Origin of the sequence: Cellvibrio sp. pealriver (genome assembly GCF_001183545.1) — a bacterium.
In the GTDB taxonomy this organism is placed as follows: Bacteria; Pseudomonadota; Gammaproteobacteria; order Pseudomonadales; family Cellvibrionaceae; genus Cellvibrio.
The window spans coordinates 51160-75424 of sequence record NZ_KQ236688.1 but is presented as its reverse complement, the minus strand read 5'-3'; the positions used below and the strand labels follow the sequence as shown (position 1 = coordinate 75424).

Annotated in this window: 19 protein-coding genes; 11 read left to right on the top strand and 8 right to left on the bottom strand. The window is 45.0% G+C overall.

Annotated elements, in window-relative coordinates:
* Positions 1 to 40: 40 nt before the first annotated feature.
* The 5 genes from VC28_RS00320 (at position 41) to uca (ending at position 6985) form a co-directional block, all read left to right on the top strand.
* Entirely contained in the window at positions 41 to 862 is an 822-nt protein-coding gene (locus VC28_RS00320; protein ID WP_049628907.1) for an ABC transporter permease, read from the top strand.
* Between the two features lie 64 nt (positions 863 to 926).
* Positions 927 to 1703, top strand: coding sequence for an ABC transporter ATP-binding protein (locus VC28_RS00315; protein WP_049632052.1), 777 nt, complete (start codon positions 927 to 929; stop codon positions 1701 to 1703).
* A 3-nt stretch (positions 1704 to 1706) separates the two neighbouring features.
* Complete coding sequence (locus VC28_RS00310) at positions 1707 to 2441, top strand: urea amidolyase associated protein UAAP1 (protein ID WP_049628906.1); 735 nt, start codon at positions 1707 to 1709, stop codon at positions 2439 to 2441.
* 217 nt (positions 2442 to 2658) lie between these two features.
* Positions 2659 to 3300 carry an urea amidolyase associated protein UAAP2 gene (locus tag VC28_RS00305; RefSeq protein WP_049628905.1) on the top strand — a complete coding sequence of 214 codons (642 nt, stop codon included), beginning with the start codon at positions 2659 to 2661 and terminating at the stop codon, positions 3298 to 3300.
* A gap of 79 nt (positions 3301 to 3379) precedes the next feature.
* The gene (uca, locus tag VC28_RS00300; protein WP_049628904.1) at positions 3380 to 6985 is read left to right on the top strand and encodes an urea carboxylase; all 3606 of its coding nucleotides are present in this window, start codon (positions 3380 to 3382) and stop codon (positions 6983 to 6985) included.
* 91 nt (positions 6986 to 7076) lie between these two features.
* Here the strand turns inward: uca and VC28_RS00295 are convergent, their stop codons facing one another.
* Entirely contained in the window at positions 7077 to 9689 is a 2613-nt protein-coding gene (locus tag VC28_RS00295) for a DUF1631 domain-containing protein (RefSeq protein ID WP_049628903.1), read from the bottom strand.
* 217 nt (positions 9690 to 9906) lie between these two features.
* On the opposite strand from VC28_RS00295, the gene nadC reads away from it, so the two are divergent.
* Positions 9907 to 10764 (top strand): carboxylating nicotinate-nucleotide diphosphorylase, encoded by an 858-nt coding sequence (gene nadC, locus VC28_RS00290; protein WP_049628902.1) that lies wholly within the window; start codon positions 9907 to 9909, stop codon positions 10762 to 10764.
* Here the strand turns inward: nadC and VC28_RS00285 are convergent.
* The 4 genes from VC28_RS00285 to VC28_RS00270 form a co-directional block, all read right to left on the bottom strand.
* Positions 10761 to 11255, bottom strand: a complete 495-nt coding sequence (locus VC28_RS00285) for a pilin (RefSeq protein ID WP_304413520.1) — start codon at positions 11253 to 11255, stop codon at positions 10761 to 10763. The two genes, nadC and VC28_RS00285, sit on opposite strands and share 4 nt — an antisense overlap.
* A 225-nt stretch (positions 11256 to 11480) precedes the next feature.
* The gene (gene tfpZ / locus VC28_RS00280) at positions 11481 to 12176 is read right to left on the bottom strand and encodes a TfpX/TfpZ family type IV pilin accessory protein (RefSeq protein ID WP_197085460.1); all 696 of its coding nucleotides are present in this window, start codon (positions 12174 to 12176) and stop codon (positions 11481 to 11483) included.
* Positions 12177 to 12197: 21 nt separating this feature from the next.
* On the bottom strand, positions 12198 to 13427 hold the full coding sequence (locus VC28_RS00275) for a serine hydrolase domain-containing protein (protein ID WP_049628900.1): 1230 nt from the start codon (positions 13425 to 13427) through the stop codon (positions 12198 to 12200).
* Positions 13428 to 13490: 63 nt separating this feature from the next.
* Positions 13491 to 14003 (bottom strand): pilin, encoded by a 513-nt coding sequence (locus tag VC28_RS00270; protein WP_049628899.1) that lies wholly within the window; start codon positions 14001 to 14003, stop codon positions 13491 to 13493.
* Between the two features lie 283 nt (positions 14004 to 14286).
* Between VC28_RS00270 and pilB the strand changes: the two genes are divergently transcribed.
* From pilB to yacG, 5 genes are read left to right on the top strand one after another with little or no spacing between them, the layout of a single operon-like run.
* Positions 14287 to 16014, top strand: coding sequence for a type IV-A pilus assembly ATPase PilB (gene pilB / locus VC28_RS00265; protein ID WP_049628898.1), 1728 nt, complete (start codon positions 14287 to 14289; stop codon positions 16012 to 16014).
* A gap of 3 nt (positions 16015 to 16017) precedes the next feature.
* Complete coding sequence (locus tag VC28_RS00260; protein WP_082191341.1) at positions 16018 to 17304, top strand: type II secretion system F family protein; 1287 nt, start codon at positions 16018 to 16020, stop codon at positions 17302 to 17304.
* 2 nt (positions 17305 to 17306) lie between these two features.
* Positions 17307 to 18206 (top strand): prepilin peptidase, encoded by a 900-nt coding sequence (locus tag VC28_RS00255; protein WP_369799005.1) that lies wholly within the window; start codon positions 17307 to 17309, stop codon positions 18204 to 18206.
* Positions 18207 to 18210: 4 nt separating this feature from the next.
* Complete coding sequence (coaE, locus tag VC28_RS00250; protein ID WP_082191634.1) at positions 18211 to 18816, top strand: dephospho-CoA kinase; 606 nt, start codon at positions 18211 to 18213, stop codon at positions 18814 to 18816.
* Positions 18817 to 18840: 24 nt separating this feature from the next.
* On the top strand, positions 18841 to 19053 hold the full coding sequence (gene yacG, locus VC28_RS19390) for a DNA gyrase inhibitor YacG (RefSeq protein WP_082191340.1): 213 nt from the start codon (positions 18841 to 18843) through the stop codon (positions 19051 to 19053).
* Between the two features lie 65 nt (positions 19054 to 19118).
* On the opposite strand, the gene VC28_RS00245 is transcribed toward yacG, so the two are convergent.
* The 3 genes from VC28_RS00245 to secA form a co-directional block, all read right to left on the bottom strand.
* Positions 19119 to 20069, bottom strand: a complete 951-nt coding sequence (locus VC28_RS00245; RefSeq protein ID WP_197085459.1) for a Nudix family hydrolase — start codon at positions 20067 to 20069, stop codon at positions 19119 to 19121.
* A 15-nt stretch (positions 20070 to 20084) separates the two neighbouring features.
* Positions 20085 to 21305, bottom strand: coding sequence for a bifunctional glutamate N-acetyltransferase/amino-acid acetyltransferase ArgJ (gene argJ / locus VC28_RS00240; RefSeq protein WP_049628897.1), 1221 nt, complete (start codon positions 21303 to 21305; stop codon positions 20085 to 20087).
* A gap of 100 nt (positions 21306 to 21405) precedes the next feature.
* Positions 21406 to 24144: a preprotein translocase subunit SecA gene (gene secA, locus VC28_RS00235; protein WP_049628896.1), complete on the bottom strand. Its 2739-nt coding sequence runs from the start codon at positions 24142 to 24144 to the stop codon at positions 21406 to 21408.
* Positions 24145 to 24265 lie beyond the last annotated feature (121 nt).

The following is a 24265-nucleotide window of genomic DNA, read 5'->3' as shown; positions in this document are numbered from 1 at the left end:
GGAGAAATTAAAAAACGAAAAACCATAATGCAGAACCACTATGAAGAGACTTATTAATTTAACGCCGTCAAAACCGCTCAAATTATTATTAGCGATTTTGCCGTTTGCACTATTACTGGTTGTTTATCTTGTCGGGTCTGATGCACGACTCGCTGAAAATGCCAATGACAAACTGTTGCCCAGTTTTGCGCAAATGGGCGATGCAATGGGTAACCTTGCATTTGAACCAAGCAAGCGCAGCGGTGAATATGTTTTTTGGCAAGACACGCTCAGCAGTTTGTATCGCTTGGGTTTGGGCATTTTAATCGCAGCCACCTTAGGTTTTACGATTGGTTTATTGACCGGCGCAATTCCCAGCATCCATTCCCCCTTATCGCCGCTGCTGACCGTCATCTCCCTTGTGCCACCGATGGCATTACTGCCCGTGCTGTTTATTGTGTTTGGTTTGGGTGAAGTATCCAAAGTCGCTTTAATTGTAATTGGTGTAGCGCCGTTTATTGCACGCGATATCCAACGCTGCACGCAAGAAATCCCCCTTGAGCAACTCGTTAAAGCGCAAACACTTGGCGCATCCACATGGCAAATAATTGTGCGGGTATTGACGCCGCAATTACTGCCGCGATTAATCAATGCAGTGCGTTTGTCACTTGGCGCTGGCTGGCTATTCTTGATCGCCGCTGAAGCCATCGCATCAACAGATGGATTGGGCTATCGCATCTTTTTAGTCCGTCGCTATATGTCGATGGATGTCATCCTGCCCTACGTTGCATGGATAACCTTACTGGCATTTTTAGTGGATTGGTTACTGGCAAAAATCAGCACCCTGTGTTTCCCCTGGCATCATCCCGTCACTGGAAAATAAGCAGACGTGTATGACCATACTTTCTTTTGACAAAACAATCCTTGACGAAAAAAGAGCTAAAAAAATGCCCATGATCCAGGCAAAAAATCTGTGGAAAAAATACGGTGACAATATCGTCCTGGAACGCATGAATGTCAGCGTCAACGCGGGCGAATTTATTACCATGGTTGGAACATCCGGCTGCGGCAAAAGTACTTTTTTAAAAATGTTATTGGGCATGGAATCCCCCAGCTCTGGCGAACTATTACTGGATGGAAAACCGATTCCCGATGAACCGGATCAGTCCCGCGGCATCGTGTTTCAACAATATTCTGTATTCCCGCATTTAACGGTATTGGAAAACGTCATCATCGCGCGTGAATTCGAACACTCACCGCTGCTGGGTAAATTGTTTGGCAGCAAAAAGAAAGCGGTTGTTGAAGAGGCAAAAGCATTACTGGAATCGGTAGGGTTAACACAGGCAACCCATCGCTACCCTCACGAATTATCCGGTGGAATGAAACAACGTTTGGCTATCGCACAGGCGCTTATCCGCCAACCACGCATTTTATTACTTGACGAACCGTTCGGCGCATTAGACCCCGGCATACGTGCGGACATGCACCAATTAATTTTGGAGCTGTGGCGCAAACATAATCTCACTATTTTTATGGTGACGCATGATTTAAGCGAAGGATTTTATTTAGGAACACGTTTGTGGGTGTTCGATAAGTTGCGCCGGGATAATCAAGCACCCACCGCATACGGTGCAAGTATTACCTATGATTTGCCGGTTACGCGCAATAACACACAAGTTCCACCTGAATTAAAAACTGTTGCACAAGAAATACAGGATTTTTAAACCATGAGCAAAATGCTGTACACCACAACCCTGCCCGGCAATGGCCATTGGTCATTGGAAATGCGCCGCGGAAGTTTGATGAAAATTACGGACCTGGAAGGCGGTGCCAATGTGGGCATGCTGTTTTACAACCCACGTAATTTATTAGAGCGTTATAACGCACCGGACACACTGAAATGCCAGCATACGTTTAAATTGCAACGCGGCAATTGTTTGTATTCCGATATGGGGCGCATTTTTGCATCGATTGTGGAAGATTATTCTGCCAACGGCGAAGGTAATTGGCACGATACCATTTGCGGCAACAGCACTGCAGAGCAGGTTGAAAAACAATGGGGCAAGCGCGACTACCAAAGCCATCGCAATCAATGGTTTCAAAATGGCTATGATGCATTTTTGGTAGAGCTGGCCAAATACGGCCTAGGCCGCGCCGATATGGCATCCAATATTAATTGGTTTAGCAAAGTCATTGCCGATGACCATGGCAATATTCAACTCGACACCAAAAACCAATGCGCTGGCAATAGCGTCACCTTGCGTTTTGAAATGGACACATTAGTGGTGATGCACGCATGCCCTCATCCCTTAAGTAAATCCAATCGCTACCCTTTTGCATCGGTAGAGATTGAATTGGGTGAAGCAGACCCTGTCACTGATGATGACTATTGCAAAAATTTCCGCGAAGAAAACCAACGCGGATTCCAAAACAACGCGCTTTATTATTTAACAACTCAATAACCTGCCACCTAGTAGTGGCACGGTGAAGCAGGGTAGGAATTATCTATGCGAGACCGTCTGAGGCATGGACGACCCACATGGATGTGGGAAGTGCAGCCATATGTATGGAACATATGCTGCAGCCGAAGTCGAGCCCACAAGGATGTGTTTACGGCGAGTCGCGCATAGATAATTGCTAACCTGATTCGCAAAGAATGATCTAGTTGAGGCACAAAACATGTCACATACTCCAAGCAATTTGCATCCTGAAACTGCCTTCACCAAACACTATGTTCCCGCTGGGGACTATTTTTTAGGTGAAATAAAACAAGGCCAAACATTTCGCATTGTGGATTTAAAAGGCAACCAAGCTGCCGATGTATTGTTTTACAACGCGAAAGACCCAAGCGAACGCTACAGCGCAATGGACACCATACGCGCTCAGGGTAATTTATATTTAACTGCTGGCACGAAATTAATATCCAATGCCAATAACGAATTACTGGAAATTGTCGCAGACACTTGCGGCCGCCACGACACACTTGGCGGAGCCTGCGCAACGGAAAGCAACACCGTGCGCTACAGTTTGGAAAAACGCTGCATGCACGCCTGCCGTGACAGCTGGATGCTCGCCATAGCTGAGCACCCCGAGTTCGGGATTAGCAAACGCGACATTACCCACAACATCAATTTTTTTATGAATGTTCCTGTCACTAGTGACGGCGGGCTCACCTTTGAAGACGGCATTTCTGCACCGGGAAAATACGTAGAGCTAAAAGCGAAAATGGATATTGTGATGCTGATTTCCAATTGCCCACAATTGAACAATCCGTGCAATGGTTACAATCCGACACCGATTGAAGTGATTGTGTGGAATTAATTAACTATAAATTTAAATAACTTCAATGGACGGCCATTGTCGTAATCAATCCCAGCAGGACGGCCTGCCGGAGCAACACATGTTTACCAAAGTCCTTATCGCCAACCGCGGTGCCATCGCCACACGCATTATTCGCACATTAAAAAAACTCAATATCATTTCAGTCGCCGTGTATGCAGAATCGGATACCGATTCATTGCATGTACGCCTTGCCGATGAATCCTATTATTTAGGTGAAGGCGCTGCCGCACACACTTATCTGGATCGTAAAAAAATTATTGCGATTGCAAAACAATGCGGTGCGCAAGCGATTCATCCTGGCTATGGTTTTTTAAGTGAGAATTCCACCTTTGTAGCCGAATGCGAAGCAGCAGGTTTGGTATTTATCGGCCCCACTGCCGAACAGATGATTACATTTGGCTTAAAACATAAAGCACGCGAGCTAGCACAAGCCGCCAGTGTGCCGCTTTGTCCGGGGACTGATTTATTAAAAAGCCTTGACGAAGCAAAAATAGCGGCGATGAATATCGGCTACCCGGTGATGTTAAAAAGCACGGCTGGTGGCGGTGGTATTGGCATGCAGCTGTGCAATAGCGAGAGCGATTTAGTTGCTGCGTTTGACTCGGTAAAACGTTTAGGCAAAAACAATTTTGCCGATGACGGTGTGTTTCTGGAAAAATTCATTGCCGCTGCGCGCCATATTGAAGTGCAAGTATTTGGCGATGGCAAAGGCACCGCCGTCGCTATTGGCGAACGCGATTGCTCAAGCCAAAGACGCAATCAAAAAGTAGTAGAAGAATGCCCTGCCCCAAATTTATCGGAAGCTCAACGCATCGCCATGCAACGCACGGCAGAGCAATTGTTGGCATCGGTTAATTATCGCAACGCTGGTACAGTAGAATTTATTTACGACTCTATTGATGAGAAATTTTATTTCCTTGAAGTTAACACCCGTTTACAAGTGGAGCACGGCGTTACCGAAGAAGTTTACGGTGTGGATCTGGTTGAATGGATGCTACGCCAAGCAGCTGATGAACTAGGTAGTATCAAAAATCTGCGCGATCAATTAACACCAACCGGTCACGCTATTCAGGTGCGAGTGTATGCAGAAGACCCTGCGCTAAACTTTCAACCCTGCGCGGGCTTATTGAGTAAAGTCGAATTTCCAGCAACCAATAAAAATGTCCGCATCGATCACTGGATTGAAAGTGGTATTGAGGTACCTGCTTTTTTTGACCCCATGCTGGCAAAAATAATTGTGCACGGGAATAACCGCGAAGAGGCATTAACCAGATTATCCAATACATTAGATAAAACTTATCTCTACGGTATTGAAACTAACATCGGTTATTTGCGTGCATTGCTACAAGATCACACGCTCATTGCAGGCAAAATGACCACGCGTTATTTAAATAGTTTTGCCTATCACCCTGCGCGTATTGATGTCATTCAAGGCGGAACACAAACTACCATTCAGGATTTCCCCGGTCGTTCAGGTTATTGGCATGTGGGCGTACCGACATCCGGCGCATTCGATTCCTATTCATTTCGTTTGGGCAACCGTTTACTCGGCAATAGTGAATCAGCTGCGGGGTTGGAAATTACGCTACAAGGGCCAACACTCAAATTTGGTTGCGCCGTAAAAATACTATTAACCGGTGCCGCTATTGATGCAAAACTCGATGGAAAGCCTGTTTCAAACTACGAAGTCATTTCAATTGCTGCAGGACAGCAATTGCAACTCGGCAGGATTACCAACAAAGGCGCACGCAGTTATTTATGCATAGCAGGCGGAATTCAATGCCCTGATTATTTGCAATCAAAATCCACCTTCACACTCGGGCAATTTGGCGGCCACAATGGTCGCGCATTGCGCGCAGGCGATGTTCTCGCCCTCGATGCACAACATTGTAATTCCGACATTAAACCCATAGCGCTTGATAGCAGTTTAAAACCAGACATCGACAACCAATGGCAATTGCGCGTCATTTACGGGCCGCACGGCACACCGGATTTTTTTACTGAAAACGACATCGCCACCTTTTTTAATACCGATTGGGAAGTGCATTACAACTCCAGCCGTACTGGTGTGCGTTTAATTGGCCCGAAACCGGAATGGGCACGCACTTCAGGCGGTGAAGCGGGAATGCACCCGTCCAATATCCACGACAATGCCTATGCCTTCGGCACTGTGGATTTCACTGGCGACATGCCCGTCATACTCGGGCCTGATGGCCCATCCCTCGGGGGATTTGTTTGTCCGGCCACTGTCATCAGCGCCGATTTATGGAAACTTGGCCAGGTTCGCGCGGGCGATAAAATCCGTTTTATTGCGATCAGTATTGAAGATGCAGTCGCCATTGAAAAAGCGCAAAACGAATCGCTGATACAGCTGCAGGCATCACCAATCGAATGGAAAGCAATTTCACCTTCATCACCTATCGTTAAAACATTAGCGGCCAGCGAATTTGGCGAAGATATTGTTTACCGTGTAGCGGGCGATCATTTTCTTTTGGTCGAATACGGTGCGCTGGAGTTGGATATCCAATTGCGCTTCCGCGCCCATGCCCTCATGCAATGGCTGGAAAAAAATTCGCTTCCCGGCTTGCGCGAATTAACACCGGGTATTCGCTCACTGCAAATCCATTACAACAGCCAGATACTATCTTTGAATGTACTGCTAGCTCATTTGGAAAAAGCGGAGCGGGAATTAGTCGCGCAATTGAGTGAATTAAGTGTACCTTCGCGCATTGTTCACTTGCCGCTCAGCTGGGATGACAGCGCGTGCCAACTTGCCATCCAAAAATATATGCAATCAGTACGCGCCAATGCGCCTTGGTGCCCAAGTAATCTGGAATTTATTCGCCGTATTAATGGACTGGACTCAATTGCGGATGTTAAAACAATTTTATTTAACGCCTCTTATTTGGTAATGGGATTAGGTGATGTGTATTTAGGAGCACCGGTTGCAACGCCTATTGATCCGCGCCATCGCTTGGTGACTACAAAATATAATCCCGCACGCACCTGGACTGCAGAAAATTCCGTGGGCATTGGTGGCTCTTATTTATGTATCTACGGTATGGAAGGCCCCGGCGGTTATCAATTTGTCGGACGCACATTACAAATGTGGAACCGCTATCGCCAAACAAAAGAATTTAAACAACCCTGGCTACTGAATTTTTTTGATCAAATCCGTTTTTATGAAGTCAGTGCAGAAGAATTACAGGATATTCGCAATAATTTTCCGCAAGGGCGCTACCCGATCAAGATCGAACAAAGCCAATTCAGCTTGCGCGAATACCAGACGTTTATTGAAACGAATCAGGAATCCATTACTGCATTTACACAGCAGCGCGAAAAAGCCTTTGATGAGGAACTGGCGCGCTGGCATGCCAATGGCCAATTCAATTATGAGCAGCCTGAAGCTACTGAAGAAAACACTGACACCGAACTACCGGAGGATGCCATCCGCATTGATAGCTCAGTATCGGGAAGTGTTTGGCAGACTCAAGTAAAAGTCGGGCAACGAGTGAATGCAGGTGATGTGCTATTAATTTTGGAATCGATGAAAATGGAGATCAATATTACCGCAACGTGCGCAGGCACAGTAACGCATCTCTTAAAAACCGATGGTGCTCGCGTGCAGGCAGGACAAACACTCGTCGTACTAAACGCAGATTAATTCTGCAAAAAAACGTGGATATAAAATAAAAAACCCGGCACTTAGCCGGGTAATGTCCAGGAGAAGAAAAACAAGGAAGGAGAAAAAAACACTAACTCAAATTACGCTGATCACGCAAAGTGCCGATAACAGCCTCCAGTGCACGATCAAACAACATACCATCATCCAAAATAGTCAGGCGCTTGGTTTGCAGTGCAAGTGCCAGACTTTCACGACTCTCTTCGGCGACTTTCATACCCGAACGGTTGACGAAAATGTATTTTCCAACAGAGCGGATAATGGCAGCCAATCGACAGCGGTATTTTTCACCTGCATCGCCTTGCATTTCAAACCATGTACCTTGGGTAATATTGCTCACCAATGCAAGATGCTGTGGATCCACCTGAATGCTTTCGCTGATGGCAGTCTCATGAGTATTAGCAGAAATATTTTCATCCACTGTTGATTCTGAAATACCGATGGGCTGAGTAGCAACACTTGTATCTTCACTTACTACAAGTTCTTCATTTGCGACTGAAACTTCATTAGCTGCCGGTATTTCAACTACCGCCGCTTCTGTTTCATTCACTACACCAGCAGATTCTGCAACGACGGTGAAAATCGGTTCTGATACCTCCGCCGCAGCATCACCTGTTACCGCCTGTGCGCGTTGCTCCGTTTGATTTTCGGCTTGTTGGGCGATTGAGGGCTGAGCAATTGACGGTTGAACTGCTGCGCTCGCCGCCTGCTGTGCTTTGCGCTGTGCCTCTAGCATAGCCGCTTTCATATCCGCATTTTTGGCAGCCATTTCAGTGGCTTTTGCTTCCAATGCGGCAGCGGAAGATGTCGCTGCTTCTGCTACGGGTTTTTGATCACCGCGTAAACGCGCCAAATGCACAGTTTCCAATTGTTTAAACAGATTGGTGGTTTCAAATGGGCTAAACGAAATACTTTCCAAACCAGTGCGCAATTTTTGTAACAACTCAGGCACTAGCTTTAATAGGCGCTGGCGGTTGTCTTTATCCATAGGGGCAACGACACTCCACACCAATTGCTGTGCCGTTGCAGAGGCATTACGCCACTCATCACTATCCACCCCTTGTTTGAGCGAAGTGATAAACATCACGTTGGCCCATGCCTCGCGCAGTAATTTTGTTACCGCCAAAGGCAAGTCTTTACCCGCGCAAATACGATTTAATTCTGCATCGACTTGTGCACGCGCGCGTTCGGATTTTGCTTTGCCATCTTCAGCATCAATAGTGCGCTGCTCAAGAATTTGTGCACGGCGTTTTTCTTTATCAAGGAATGAGCGGAAATCTACCAACAACCGCTCGAAAATGCTCATGTCTGTATCAAAATCAGTGAGCACTGTACGAACAGTTTCTTCCATTTTGTTGAAGAGGCTGTCTTTACGTTGGTTTTCCTCGCTGGATTCTTGCCACCCCAAACAAGCCATCGCCATTTCATTTAATAAGCGGCGAGCAGGATGTCCACCTTTGCTGAAAAAAGTCTTATCAGCAATTGCCACTTTAACCATAGGAATTTGCAAACGGCCAATCAACGCTTTCATCGGTGCGGCAAGGTTACGGTCATCCAGAATGAACTCAAACATCATGCTAACAAGGTTGATGACATCATCATCGACCTGATTAATAGCGGCTGCTGTTTGGGTTTCACTGCGCAACAAGTCGCCGAGCAAATTGCGCAAATTAACGGGCGCAGCAGGCGCACTGAGTGTATTTTGCTGTTGGGCAAGAGAAAGGATTTTAATTAAATCTTTTGTAGTAACTTCTTCACCGGGTAATTGCACGGGTGCGCTACTACGGTTGGAGCCCAACAGGTTACGCAATTGATGCAATACCTGATTGGTTTGTTCATCATAACTTTGAACGAGCCCGCCTGTTTCAGCACTGACGGATCCCCCCACATTAAAATTAGCACTGATACCTTGACCAAATTGGTCAGCACTTGCGGAAGTTGGGGATGATTTTTTAGGGCGAATATCTTCTTTAAGCGATGGCAAAATATTCGCATCAACTAATGTTTGATTCAGTGCGGCAAACAACTTGCCAAGCTTGGTCATGACAATATTGTCGAACAATTTGAACAATACCAACTTGGCTTTCACATCAACATTCAGTGTTTTTGTCGAGTCAGTAAATGCATTACAAATAACATCAACACCTAGCGGATTATTTTTTTGATAAACCTTGGTTGGCACCAAATGATCAATACGCAAGGTCAAATGCTGGATGGCTTCGGCAAATTGCTCGTTTGCTTTGTTGATCATGCCATCAACAGCAACCATTTCTTCCAATTCATCATTTTTTACCAGCGACAAATCATCCAGAGAGATGCTTTTTTCACCTGATGGGCTTTCATCGCGATAGGCTGAAGGATCAAGCAGCTGGGCGAAGCGAATATCAATACTGCGGAAAAATGCTGTTTCCATCGCACGGCGACGGATGCGCACTTCGCGCATGGAATCAAAAAAGATGTTCTGGTCGTGGTTATTGTTCGCTTTGTCTGCCAATTCAAACATGGCATCATCTACTTTATCGAACAACTCACGCAGGAAAAGCTGTAACTGCTGCCGCGCTTTGTCGCGCAACGTGTGCATAGCAGCAGGTAAGCGTGCGAGCGCCACTTGGGAGTTAGCGGTTGAATTCCGCTCGACATTAAGTTGAACAACCTTTTTGGGGTCAGATTTCATATGCTCGGACATGGTTGGTTACCATTGGGAAAAACGTACTTGAATGAAGTATAACCAAGGCCAAGACACACCAAACAGGCAAATGATAAGATCGAGAGACATATCACAAATAGCTATAACTGCTCCGCCGTTTTAGCGTTTTTTAAGTAGCTTTTGGAATTAGGGGAAAACTGGCGCGCCAAAACAGCCCGTTTTATCGCTTAAACTGTTTAATTATTCGACACATCTAATGAACTCTTTTTATAGCAAAAACTTGCCAACACTCGCCGCCGATATAACGAATAGCGTGAAAATTGCGCTGACAGAAGACATCGGAAACGGCGATATCACCGCCCAGTTGATTCCTGCACAGCAAACTGCGCAAGCTCATATCATCACCCGTGAAGATTGTATTTTTTGTGGCAAAGCTTGGGTAGAAGAAGTGTTCCGCCAGTTAGATCCGCAAGTCGAGGTTATCTGGCACATAGAAGATGGGCAGGCAGCAAGCGCAAATAGCACGCTCTTCACGCTCAAGGGGAATGCCCGCAGTCTGCTGACAGGTGAGCGTGCGGCACTGAATTTTGTACAGACCCTCTCCGGTACCGCCACTATCAGCCATCAGTACGCACAGAAAGTAGCCCATACCCAGGTCAAACTATTGGACACCCGCAAAACCATCCCCGGCCTGCGCACCGCGCAAAAATATGCCGTTGCTTGCGGTGGCTGCCATAACCACCGGATCGGTTTGTATGATGCATTCTTGATAAAAGAAAATCACATTGCCGCCTGCGGAAGTATTGCCAATGCTATTGCCACCGCACATAAAATTGCCCCCGACAAACCTGTCGAGGTGGAAGTAGAAACGTTTGAAGAGTTGGACCAAGCACTAACCGCAGGTGCAGACATCATCATGCTCGATAATTTTTCTATCACCGATATGAAAAAAGCGGTAGCCATCAATGCCGGAAAAGCGAAGCTGGAAGCATCAGGTAATATCAACGAATCCACACTGGTTCCTACTGCGGAAACCGGTGTGGATTTTATTTCTATTGGCGGATTGACGAAGCATTGCAAAGCGGTGGATTTGTCAATGAGGGTGAGCAGTTAGTTACATCCAGCAGGACGGTATTGCTCTTCTATTGTTGTAGAACAAGTCCACGAACCATTTGCGCTACGCTGCCAGGTTAACGTTTTTGATGCAAAAACCGGATGAGCCTGGCCGCTAAAAGTCGCTTCAACAGTAACAATGCCGCCTGCACCAAAGGTTACTTGTGGCACTCCCAAACCAGGTGCGAGTACAACAGCGGTCTGGGAAGCACCATCAATTAGTGATGAGCCAGATGCGCTAGGATCACACTCACCCAATCCAGAACCAATTGTTGTGCGGCCACCATTCACACAGTTTTCAATCAAAGCGCGCAAACCACCCGTCTCTGTCATAACTCGCGTTGCTTGCGATTTAGCAACATGGTTTTGATAAGCAGGCAGAGCTACAGCCGCAAGAATTCCGATGATTGCAACTACAATCATTAACTCAATTAATGTAAAACCCTCTGACGAAAATTTTTTCATTTGCTCATGCCCAGAGAAAAATTTCATTTACTTCTCACATGAGCAATTATTAAGCCAAACTAAAAAAGCAAACATATTAGAACTATCTCAGGAGAATACAGGCAGTATTTGTATAAAACGAACTAAAATCCATTTACTTTTATTATGAATAAAACTAAACAACCTCACAGAAAGTGACAAAAATTGTCCAAATGTGAAATAGTTTGATAGCTGGTGGAATTAATTTCCTCTGCTCGCGGTAAATACCACTGTTTACCATGGAGCGAGATCAACAATCGCAATGACTTCGCCTGTTGTTTTATCAACAAACACAACCATGGGTTTTTGTTTGCCTATCATGGGGATATAACTATTCGCAGTTGGATACTTGCTAGCCTCTTGCTCGACTTTATCTGCATCGTTAAAGCGTTTAAGTACTTCGATCGGCATGGCATTGGAGCCACTTTTATTAGCGACCAACTCATATTTTTGCAAAAATGCGGCTTGATAAAATGCATCTCGTCTTGCAACAGTGGCAGGTACAGGCTCAATTACTGCACCCCATATAGGGCCAGTCAAAGACAACGGAAAATCACCCCGTGAAGATTGTGGGTTAGTTACCGCCTCATAGGCTTGCACAACTTCAAAACGATTATTGTCATAAACCAACCAGACCGGTCTGCCTTGCGCAACAATATATAAACCATAACTCAGTGCAGCAATTTGCAAAGCACCGATAATAGACAAATCCATTTTCAACGTCTTTTTGCCTTGCTTAGCAACAATTAATGTCAGTAACGGGCCAATAATCACATCGATGCATAACAACAATAAAAAAATATCGGCCACTCCCAATGCCTTATCAAGTGGTGAGGGATACCACACCCAAAACACAACGAAAATTGTGAGGAGTGCAATAACAAATGAAATCAACAAGTGGGAAGTAAAACAAAAAAAACGAAATTTCATAAACATTAAGTTCTTGGGTAATTAATGATTAGGAGCTATCACGTTCAACACCGGCAACTTGCCTTGTAATAAGTAGTAAAGTGTTAATCGTTTGTAAATCCAACGAACCCACTCATTATCGGGGTTTTCTTGATATCGATTGGCACCACTTTTAAGCAAAACAGTTACACCACCGTAACTATCGACAACCGCGACAGACGCAGAACCCGGTAAATAACCCTCATGATAATGGAGCATTATCCCTTCTTTTCCAGGCTGGTAATGGCGCACGCCTAATACAAGGCATTCATCTACTTTTAGTAAGTTGCATTCTCCATTAGGAGCTTTTAATTCAAAGGGTGACGATGATTGCCTATGCTGAATATCCCATAACAACCCGGCTAAAGCGGTAGCAGAACCTGAAAGGCCTGCTGCGGCAGACACTGCTTCAAAATCAAACAGCCCCAGATAGGAATCGTTATAGGTCTCCTCGTAACGGTAGTCGTACCTGACCTCATCATCGTAGTAGTAGTTATTTATAAATTTGATATTTCGTTCATTTAATGTAAACGCTTTCTCAACATAGCTACGATAATCCTCGCCTGTAACACGGTGAATAATTTCACCCAATAAGCAATATCCAAGATTGGAGTAAATTTGCTGCTCACCTGGATTAAACGCCAGCCTTAATCTACGTAACTCACTTACGTCATTCGGACACCAAGGTTTATTACGCAGTAAAAACATAGGGTCGCCCGCCAATGTGAGGCGATTAAACCCTGCACGATGATTAAGTAAATGAGCAATCGTTATCTGCTCAATACGAACATCACTAAATTCTGTTAGCTCAGGAAAAAAGCTCACTACTTTTTTATCAAGATCTATCTGATGCTCACTCAACAATTTCAAAATAGCAGATGTAGTAATCAGCTTGCTGGTGCTTGCATAACGGTAGCGATTATTAGATGTCACCGGCTCACTCATAAACGCTTTTTTATAACCAGACTCACAGCTATATGCTTGCTTATCAGAATCTAAAAACGTGACCTGTGCAGAATAAGCCCCTTGGTTGGTAACGGCATGATCAATAAACAATCCCAACCAACCCGCATCAGGAGAACATTGTGTAGCAAATGTTAAAACAAATTTGGCTTCAAGCGGTTGATACCAACGAGCCACTTTATAGGGGTAGGTAGAGAGCTGGAAATAAAACCAGAAGGAAACCGCAATCAGAAATGCCGTAACAAGGTATTTAATCAACTTTGATTTCATAAGATATTAACTTTGTAAATAAAAAAGCCACCCGAAGGTGGCTTCCTGTAAACACACTAAAAATTATGGCGCGGCAGCCGCTGCAGCACCTGGACAACCTGGTGGTGCGTATTGTGCGTCAGCAGTAGTTGCACAAGTCCAAGTACCATTTGCATCGCGGCTCCATGTCAAAGTATCGCCTGTTAAAACGGCAGAAGCGCTATTACCAAATGTACCCGCAACAGATGATTCATCAGCTGCGATAGTTACCAGAGCACTACCTAAACCATCAGCTGCTGTTGTGGGAATTGGGGTGCCTGCAGTTTCTTGCCCTAGCAAAGAGCTACCACTGAAACCAATCAAACAATCAGGAGCAACATCTGAACCACCTGGACCTACAGGGTTAGTTTTACCAGCCATCAAGCAAGTCTCAACTACACCTTTGATTGCACTCAATTCGCCCATTACACGGGTAACCTGAGATTTAGCAACGTAAGTTTGGTATTGCGGCAGCGCTACAGCAGCCAAAATACCGATAATCGCAACAACGATCATCAATTCAATGAGGGTAAAACCCTTTTGCATAGACTTTTTCATATTTAACTCCAAGGTTGATTGGCATATGCCGTGTTAGAACAACACTTTGAGTAGAGCAAGCCCCATACCAACTTCGTAAATAAAGCGCAGAAGTGCTGCCGCAACAAGGCTTTACCAATTTTGTAGCCTTGTTTCACCATGTTAATGCCCGGCAACTTACTTACCCATTCGGACATTAAGTGACATTTTTTGTCAACCAGCTATTTCCTCGCACATCTTCCGCAGAACATAGGCTAATATTCATCACTTACGATGTTATAAATTGCTCTACCGGACCCTATATATGAATAATCCAGCAAGCACAGCTTCTTTGAATGGTTTGGCTCGCCGCTTGGTAGCTGACAATCTGCTCGATGCTGAAATAGCCGCTAAAACAGTGACGCAAGCGAAAAAAGAAGGTGTTCCTTTTGTTGATATGTTGGTCAGCAAAGAGATTCTGGATGCGCGAACAATTGCCAGGGTTGCATCAGAAGAATTTGGCTCACCAGTGTTTGATTTATCAGCCATCAACAAAGATTCTATTCCGCTAAAACTGGTTGATGAGAAGCTGATTCGCAAGCATCACACACTCCCCATTGCCCGGCGCGGCAATCGCCTTTTTTTAGCAGTCACTGACCCCACAGACTTACACGCATTAGATGAAATTAAATTCAACACCGGTATTAATACCGAAGCGGTGTTGGTAGAGGCTGATAAGTTACGTGCAGCAATAGAGCATTATTTGAATGCTCAGGATGGGAACCTGAGCGATGCGCTGGGAGGGCTTGATGAGAATCTGGATGACCTTGATATTCAATCGGTGGATAACGGAAGTGGTAATGATGAACCCTCCGAAGCAGATGAAGCACCTATCGTTAAATACATCAATAAAGTGTTGTTGGATGCGATAAAAATAGGCGCATCCGATATTCACTTTGAGCCCTATGAAAAAAGTTATCGCATTCGTTTTCGTACAGATGGCGTACTTACTGAAATGTCTCGCCCACCCGTGAATTTAGCCACGCGTATGGCGGCACGCTTGAAAGTAATGTCGCAGATGGATATCTCCGAGCGTAGGCTGCCGCAAGACGGACGCATCAAATTGAAAGTATCCAAAACCCGCGCTATCGATTTCCGGGTTAATACATTACCTACATTATTCGGCGAAAAAATCGTACTGCGTATTCTTGACCCCAGCTCTGCAAAACTGGGGATTGATGCGTTGGGTTATGAAGATGACCAGAAAAAACTGTATTTGGACGCGCTAGCCCAATCACAGGGCATGATTTTGGTAACAGGGCCAACAGGTAGCGGTAAAACCGTATCGCTTTATACTGGCCTTAATATTCTAAATACATCGGAAGTGAATATTTCTACTGCAGAAGATCCGGTGGAAATTAACCTGGAAGGTATCAATCAGGTTCAAATGAACACCAAAGTGGGGCTCACATTTGCAGAGGCTCTTCGCTCCTTCTTGCGTCAGGACCCGGATATCATCATGGTGGGTGAGATTCGTGATTTGGAGACCGCAGAAATTGCAATTAAAGCATCACAAACAGGTCACTTGGTACTATCAACCCTCCACACCAACTCCGCCCCCGAAACACTGACACGTCTTTTAAATATGGGCGTTCCAGCGTTTAACGTTGCAACGAGTGTAAGCTTGATTATTGCCCAGCGTCTGGCTCGCCGGCTTTGCACTGTCTGCAAAAAGCCCGCAACCGATATCCCACCAGATATCCTGACTCAGGAGGGGTTTGACGAAATAGGTATCCCGCGCGCAGAATTCCAGTTATTCCACCCTGTTGGCTGCGATAAATGCAACGGTGGTTATAAGGGGCGCGTGGGGGTATATGAAGTGGTTCGCATCACCCCGCTGATTGCGAACCTTATAATGGAAGGCGGTAATTCACTCCAAATTGCTCGCGCGGCCAAAGAAGCAGGCTTTAATAATTTACGGGTATCCGCATTGCGTAAAGTCGCAATGGGATTAACCAGCCTCGAAGAGGCCAACCGAGTCACCAAGGATTAATCCATGGCACTAGCATCGACTACAAAACCCGCCAGCTCCTCAGCAGCAAAAACAAAAACTGCGGCGGCCAAAACAAAACAAATCCCTACCAGCAACACCTATGTATATAAAGGTGTTGATAAAAAAGGAAATAAAATCCAGGGAGAAATGAATGGCGGTAGCCCTACTATTGTTAAAACACTGTTAGCCAAACAAGGCATTACGGTAAGGACCATATCCAAAAAGCCCAAACCCTTATTCGGTGCAGGTGGCAAGGCAATCAAGCCTGCAGACATAGCTGTATTTTCTCGCCAAATGGCGACAATGATGAAAGCAGGTGTTCCGTTAGTTCAAGCCTTCGATATTGTTGCGGACGGTCTGGAAAATCCCAACCTGCGCAAATTGGTTTTGCAAATTCGCGACAGCGTGGCAGCGGGCGGCGGTTTTGCCAACTCACTTAAAGAGCACCCTAAATACTTCGATGAACTGTTTTGTAATCTGGTTGATGCAGGGGAGCAAGCGGGTGCGCTGGAAACCATGCTTGACAGAATCGCAACATACAAAGAAAAAACCGAAGCATTAAAAGCAAAAATCAAAAAAGCTCTCACCTATCCTATTGCAGTTATTATTGTTGCGATCGTTGTGACCGGGATATTACTTGTCAAAGTAGTACCACAATTTGCAGAAACCTTTAGCGGATTTGGAGCGGACCTGCCCGCATTTACATTATTTGTATTGCACTTATCTGAATTAGCACAAAACTACTGGTTTATTATTCTTATCGGAATGGCTGCAGGCGGGTTTGCTTTTAAAGAAGCGGTTAGACGATCCAGCGCATTTGCTTATCTCGTCGATAAATACGTCTTACGGATTCCGATCGTTGGCAAAATCATTTATCTGTCGATTATGGCTCGATTCGCAAGAACATTAGGAACCACATTTGCTGCGGGTGTACCTCTAATTGATGCCCTGACATCTGTTGCCGGTGCAGCGGGAAATAAAATTTACGCAAATGCGATTATTAAAGTTCGCGAGGATGTTTCTACAGGTATTCAGCTGAATACCGCATTGAAGGCCAGCGGGATATTCCCAACGCTATTAATTCAAATGTCAGCGATTGGTGAAGAGTCAGGTGCGCTGGATGCAATGCTTGATAAAGTTGCTGTTTATTATGAAGAAGCCGTTGATAACATGGTTGATACGCTCACATCCTTGCTTGAACCAATGATCATGTCAGTGCTAGGCATATTGGTTGGTGGCTTGATGGTCGCAATGTACCTTCCCATTTTCCAACTCGGGGCGGTTGTATAAACGTGACTTTTTTTTCTGCTCTGCAAGCCTATCCGATTCTTGGAATGGTTTGCACACTCGTATTAGGTTTATTAGTCGGCAGTTTTCTGAATGTTGTTATTTATCGCCTCCCGAAAATGATGGAGCGAGAGTGGCAAAATCAATGTCAGGATTTTTTAGCTACTGATGGCAACATCGCAACACCATCACCTCAGCTAAACAAAGAACAGGAGTCATTTAACTTAATGACTCCTGCATCTACTTGCCCACACTGCGGGCATAAAATTCGTGCATGGGAAAATATTCCTATCATTAGCTATCTAATCTTACGCGGCAAGTGCTCAAATTGTCATAAGGGTATTTCTGTTCGCTACCCGATTATTGAAATAGTGACAGGATTGCTTTCTGTTGCAGCTATCCACCACTTGGGTATCACTTGGGGTGGATTGGCAGCATTATTTTTTACCTGGTCGCTCATCGCATTAACCATGATTGACCTCGACACCTACTTATTACCCGATGACATTACGCTTCCACTGCTGTGGCTTGGTTTGATTGTAAATAGCTTCGGCACATTTACCGATTTACCAAGCGCGCTTTGGGGAGCTATTGCAGGTTACTTATCACTGTGGTCTGTTTATAAGCTCTTCAAAATGCTCACAGGCAAAGAAGGTATGGGTTATGGCGATTTTAAGTTGCTTGCCGCGCTCGGAGCTTGGATGGGCTGGCAAATGTTGCCGCAAATTATTTTGTTGTCTTCGCTTGTTGGGGCAGTCATTGGAATATCGATGATACTGATACGTGGTCGCGATAAAAATATTCCTATACCCTTTGGTCCCTATTTGGCCATTGCAGGTTGGATCGCATTTATATGGGGCGATGTCATCAACCAAACCTATTTGAAACTCTTTGTTCCTCATTAAATCAGTGAAAAATACCAAACTAATTGTTGGCCTTACAGGCGGTATTGGCAGCGGAAAATCAGAGGCTTGCCGACTCTTTGCTGCGAGAGGAATAGTTATTGTTGATGCGGACAATATTGCGCGTGACGTTGTTTTACCCGGTAGCACAGCACTACATGGCATCAGCCTTCATTTTGGCGAGGAAATACTGACAACGAGCGGGGAGCTCGACCGACGTAAACTCCGCGACATTATTTTTTCCAATCCACACGAAAAAAAATGGCTTGAAAATTTGCTGCACCCTATCATCAATTTGGAAATACGCAATAAACTGGCAAATGCAGAAAGCCCTTATGTGATTCTGGCATCGCCTCTGTTATTGGAAACACGTCAATTTGAATTAACTGATCGCATTTTGGTGATTGATGCCAGCGAACAGCTACAAATAGAAAGAGCAAGTACGCGTGACCGTAATGATACGGCCCAAATTAAAGCAATCATGAATACACAATTATCAAGACAAGATCGCTGTGCAAAAGCAGATGATATCATCCAAAACCACGGCAACCTTGATGAGCTTGACGAACAAATAGAAAAACTACACCAACGCTATCTTGAAATGAATTCCTAATTATCGACAACATCAATATTCCATATGCAAGAATCCCTGAATAACACCGACTTAAATACATTAAAAATCAGCTGCCCAACCTGTAAGAAGATGATTTTATGGAACGAAAGCTTCCCTCATCGGCCATTTTGCAGCGACCGATGCCGGCTAATTGACTTGGGAGAATGGGCAAGTGAAAACCATCGTATTGCAGGAGATAATTTGGACATTAACTCAGAGGACAAGCATGAGTTCTAAATAGTTGAGACTACAACAAAAACATGGGAGATATTATCTAGTTGAAGATATTTCCCGCACCACACTCACCACCACGCGCTGATACCTGCAACCCCCTGCCCTCCATTCGATTGAGCAATCGCTATATGCTCATCGTTGACGCCGCCCAAAGCATAAACGGGAATATTGGCAAGCTCTACAAGTGCAGCAAACTGTTGCCACCCCATAGGCTGTACATCTACATGAGATAATGTGGGTAACACAGGAGAGAGCGAAAGGTAATCAGAACCTATTTTTTGTGCATGCAAAATTTCATCTGCATCATGACAAGAAACTCCAAACAAAATTTGCTTATCAACAGGTCGATTATTTAAAAGTCTGGCCTGATGTCGATTCAAATGCAATCCTATATTTTTACCTGGGTACATTTCTTTTACATGATGAAACTCATCAACCGAACAGTTAAGAACTAACTGCGCATTTTCACGAGCAATTAGATTTATAGCAGATTCGATATATTCGCCATGCAATAGCATTGAAAAATTTTCAATGCGCAGCTGAACCAAACGTATGTGATGTGATAACGCAAGCGTCAAGCGTGAAACAAAATCAGCGTGACTATTGTAGCTGCCCGTGATTAGATATTTTTGTGGGAGATTAATTGCTGAAATAATTGGTTGGTTAGCAGCAGGAAATTCGAAGTTCTTTAAATTATCAGCATCAACCCACTGAATTGGCTGCCCTTCGTTACCTACAGGCTCACCAGAAAATTGTGTAATTTTATAAACATCCAGCAAAACTGATTTATCAGGGTAATGATGACGAATCTGGATGAGAGGACTGCTCGACTCTACATGAATTGCCAGCTCTTCGTAGAGCTCTCGCCTCAATGCATTCTCAACAGTCTCCTCTGCATCAACTTTGCCGCCTGGGAATTCCCACAAGCCGCCTTGATGTGCAGAGAGCGGCCGTTTAGCAATCAGTATTTTTCCGTCAGCATTTACAATAACACCAACGGCAACATGTATTAATTTCACAATAAAAACACGTTACTAGGAACGATAATCCGCATTAATACGAACATACTCATAGGATAAATCTGTAGTCCATACTGTTTCTGCAAAATCACCGCGACCTAAATGAATGTTGATAGCAATTTCAGCCTGATTCATTACTGCCTGGCCTTGCTCTTCTGTATAGCTTTTTGCACGCCCACCATTCTCAACAATCAAGGTATCGTTAAGATGAACCCTGACTTTAGTAGCATCAAGATTGGAAACACCTGCATAACCAATAGCAGCAACAATTCTCCCCCAGTTAGGGTCTGATGCAAAAAGCGCGGTCTTGATGAGAGGAGAATGTGCAACAGCATAAGCTACATCCAAACACTCATCGCGATTAGCACCACCACTCACAGCAACAGTAACGAATTTAGTAGCGCCTTCTCCGTCACTGACAATTGCTTTTGCAAGATGCACATGCGCAGCAAGGATAACGTCACGCAACTTCTGGTACAGCTCACCGCTGGCTTCAGAAATCTCAGGGAGGTCCACCTGCCCTGTAGCCATCAAGATACATGAATCATTCGTAGAGGTATCACCATCGATAGTAATCCGATTGAACGACTTATCTGCGGCCTCCCGTGCAAGATTCTGCAAAACATTTTGCGATACCTTTGCATCTGTCGCGATATAACCAAGCATAGTTGCCATGTTTGGCTTAATCATTCCAGCACCTTTGGAGATACCGTTTACGGTAATTGTCTTACCTTGATATTCAAACTGCTGACTAAATCCTTTAGGACGAGTATCGGTCGTCATAATGCCAGCACCTGCATCATCCCAACCATTTTCATTGGCCTTTTCCAATGCCTCTGGCACCACTGCAATAATCTTTTGCACTGGCAGGGGCTCGCCGATAACACCTGTAGAAAAAGGTAAAACCTGCTCTGGCTCAACGCCAGCCAGATGGGCAATTGCAGTGCAAGTTGCCTTAGCGTCTTGTAGACCTTGCTCACCGGTACAAGCATTTGCATTACCGGAGTTAATCACCAAAAAACGAATAGGCGCAGCAGCTAGATGCTCACGACACACTGTAACCGGTGCCGCGCAAAATGCATTTTTCGTAAAAACTCCGGCAACAGAGCTACCTTCTGCCAGCTCAAATAAAACCACATCACGTCGGCCAACTTTTTTAATTCCAGCACTAACTGCAGTTAATTTAACGCCCTTCACAGGATGCATATGCGGAAATGGATATTCACCAACTGCCATAGTTTTACTCTCACATTTTCAATGACTTCATCAGCAATTAGTTTTTAAAAGCCGATATAAACTTATTTCACACTAATAACGGGCCAACAATTCGCAACAATTATTCCAGTGCACCATGACAGCTTTTATATTTTTTACCTGACCCGCAAGGACATGGATCATTACGGCCGACTTTACGCCCCTCGCGAACAACAGGTGCTTGTGCGCGCTGGGTAGCTGCTTGGGGCTCTTCTGGTTGGCCAAGGGCAGAAAGCTCATCATGACGCAGTTGCATCTTTTGGCGCGCTAGCTCCTCGCGGCGTTGATTTTCCATCTCTTCCATTTGCTCGCGCGTTATTGGCTCAACACGAGCCATTAAATGTACAGTTTCCCGCTTCACGGTAAACAGCAAGCTTTGGAATAACTCAAATGCCTCGCGCTTGTATTCTTGCTTAGGATTTTTTTGTGCATAAGAGCGCAAATTAATTCCCTGACGCAAGTGATCCATAGTTGCGAGATGATCTTTCCAAGCATTGTCCAGCACTTGCAACATCACTTGTTTTTCAATTTCAAACATTATCTCGCCAACGCGCTCACACTTCGCATCGTAAGCTCCTTGAACATCATCAAGAATTTTCTTGCGCAATGTCTCTTCATGTAAATGGTTATCTTCTTCCAACCATTTTCCAATTGGCAAACGCAGGCCAAAGTCCATTTCAAGTTGCTTTTCCAATCCAGCAATATCCCATTGATCCTCAATAGATTGCGGTGGAATGAAGCCACTTATAAGATCTTCAACTACCTCTGCACGGATTGCAGTGATGGTGTCGCGAATAGAATCTGCATCCAACAATTCGTTGCGCTGATGGTAAATAATCTGACGCTGATCGTTGGCAACATCATCAAATTCCAGAAGTTGCTTACGTATATCGAAATTGCGCCCCTCTACTTTGCGCTGGGCTTTTTCAATTGCGTTGTTCACCATGCGATGCTCAATCGCTTCGCCCTTTTCCATCCCCAAGGCCTGCATAAAATTGCGTACACGCTCGGAGGCAAAAATTCGCATCAGGTTGTCTTCCAATGACAGATAAAAACGAGTCAAGCCAGGATCACCCTGACGGCCCGCGCGTCCACGCAACTGGTTATCAATACGTCGAGATTCGTGACGCTCGGTAGCAATAATATGCAAACCACCCGCTTCCATTACTTGATCATGACGGACTTTCCACTCGGCTTTGATGGCATCAATTTGTTCTTGGGTGGGATTTTCGAGCTTGGCAACATCTGACTCCCAGCGTCCACCGAGCACAATATCGGTACCACGACCAGCCATGTTTGTTGCAATGGTCACCGTACCGGGACGACCTGCTTGCGCAATAATTTCAGCTTCTTGTGCGTGAAACTTGGCATTGAGCACTTGATGGGCGATTCCCGCTTTGGTCAATCGACGAGACATCTCCTCAGATGTTTCAATTGACGCAGTGCCCACAAGAATCGGCGCATTTTTAGCTTGAAACGTTTTGATGTCAGCAACAATCGCTTCATATTTTTCTTCCAGCGATAAATACACTTTATCGTTAAGATCGAGGCGCTGGACAGGTTTGTTTGTCGGGATTACAACAACATCCAAACCATAAATTTCCCGGAATTCGTACGCTTCAGTATCGGCCGTACCCGTCATGCCGGACAGTGTCGGATAGAGACGGAAATAATTCTGGAATGTAGTCGATGCTAATGTCTGGCTTTCACTTTGAATGGATACACCCTCTTTCGCTTCAATGGCCTGATGCAGCCCTTCTGAAAGACGACGCCCCGGCATAGTACGACCGGTGTGTTCATCGATGAGCACAACCTGCCCGTCTTGAACAATGTATTCAACATTGAGATGAAACAACGCATGTGCGCGCAATGCAGAATTAACATGATGCAGGAGCGCAAGATTGTTTGGCGCATAAAGATTTTGATCAGGCTGTAAAAGTCCCGCTTGCACCAATAAATCTTCTACTTTTTGATGACCATCTTCCGTTAGCTCAACCTGACGCGATTTTTCATCAACAGTGAAGTCTCCAGCCTGGGATATAACACGACGCTCGCCGTCTTCACCGTTATCAATTTGGCGTTTTAACTTACGCACTAACTGATCCATGCGTTTGTACAGCTCAGAGCTATTTTCTGCAGCACCGGAAATAATTAACGGCGTACGCGCCTCATCAATCAGAATAGAGTCCACCTCATCGACTACGGCAAAATTAAGCGCACGCTGGACTTTATCGCGCTTGCTCAAAGCCATATTGTCGCGAAGGTAATCAAAACCATATTCGTTATTAGTCCCGTAAGTCACATCAGCCGCATATGCTGCGCGCTTCACTGCTTGCGGTTGCATAGATTGGATTACGCCCACTGTCATCCCAAGGAATTCATAAAGCGGCATCATCCAATTGGCATCACGACTTGCCAGATAATCATTCACCGTTACTACATGCACGCCTTTGCCTGTCAACGCATGCAAATAGCTAGGAAGAGTCGATACTAATGTTTTACCTTCCCCTGTACGCATCTCAGCAATACGACCTTCATGCAGCGTCATGCCACCGATCATTTGCACATCGAAATGGCGCATTCCCAAAACGCGGCGTCCAGCCTCACGAACGGTTGCAAATGCCTCTGGTAACAACTGATCAAGCGTTTCACCTTTTTGATAACGCTCGCGAAATTCAATCGTTTTTGCTTTGAGTTGCTCATCACTGAGCGCTTGCATATCTGGTTCAAGTGAGTTGATGCGCACAACCACTTTATTCATGCGCTTTAATTCACGCTCATTTTTGGAACCAAATACTGCCTTGATTAACTTACCGATCATTTTCTTAACACCATGAAAAATCTAATAAACTGAATATATTTTGCGCAGCGAATATCCACGAAATAGCGGTGAATTGCCGAGAATAAAGGCTGGCAAGTAAATAGGAAGGCGTTGACTAAAG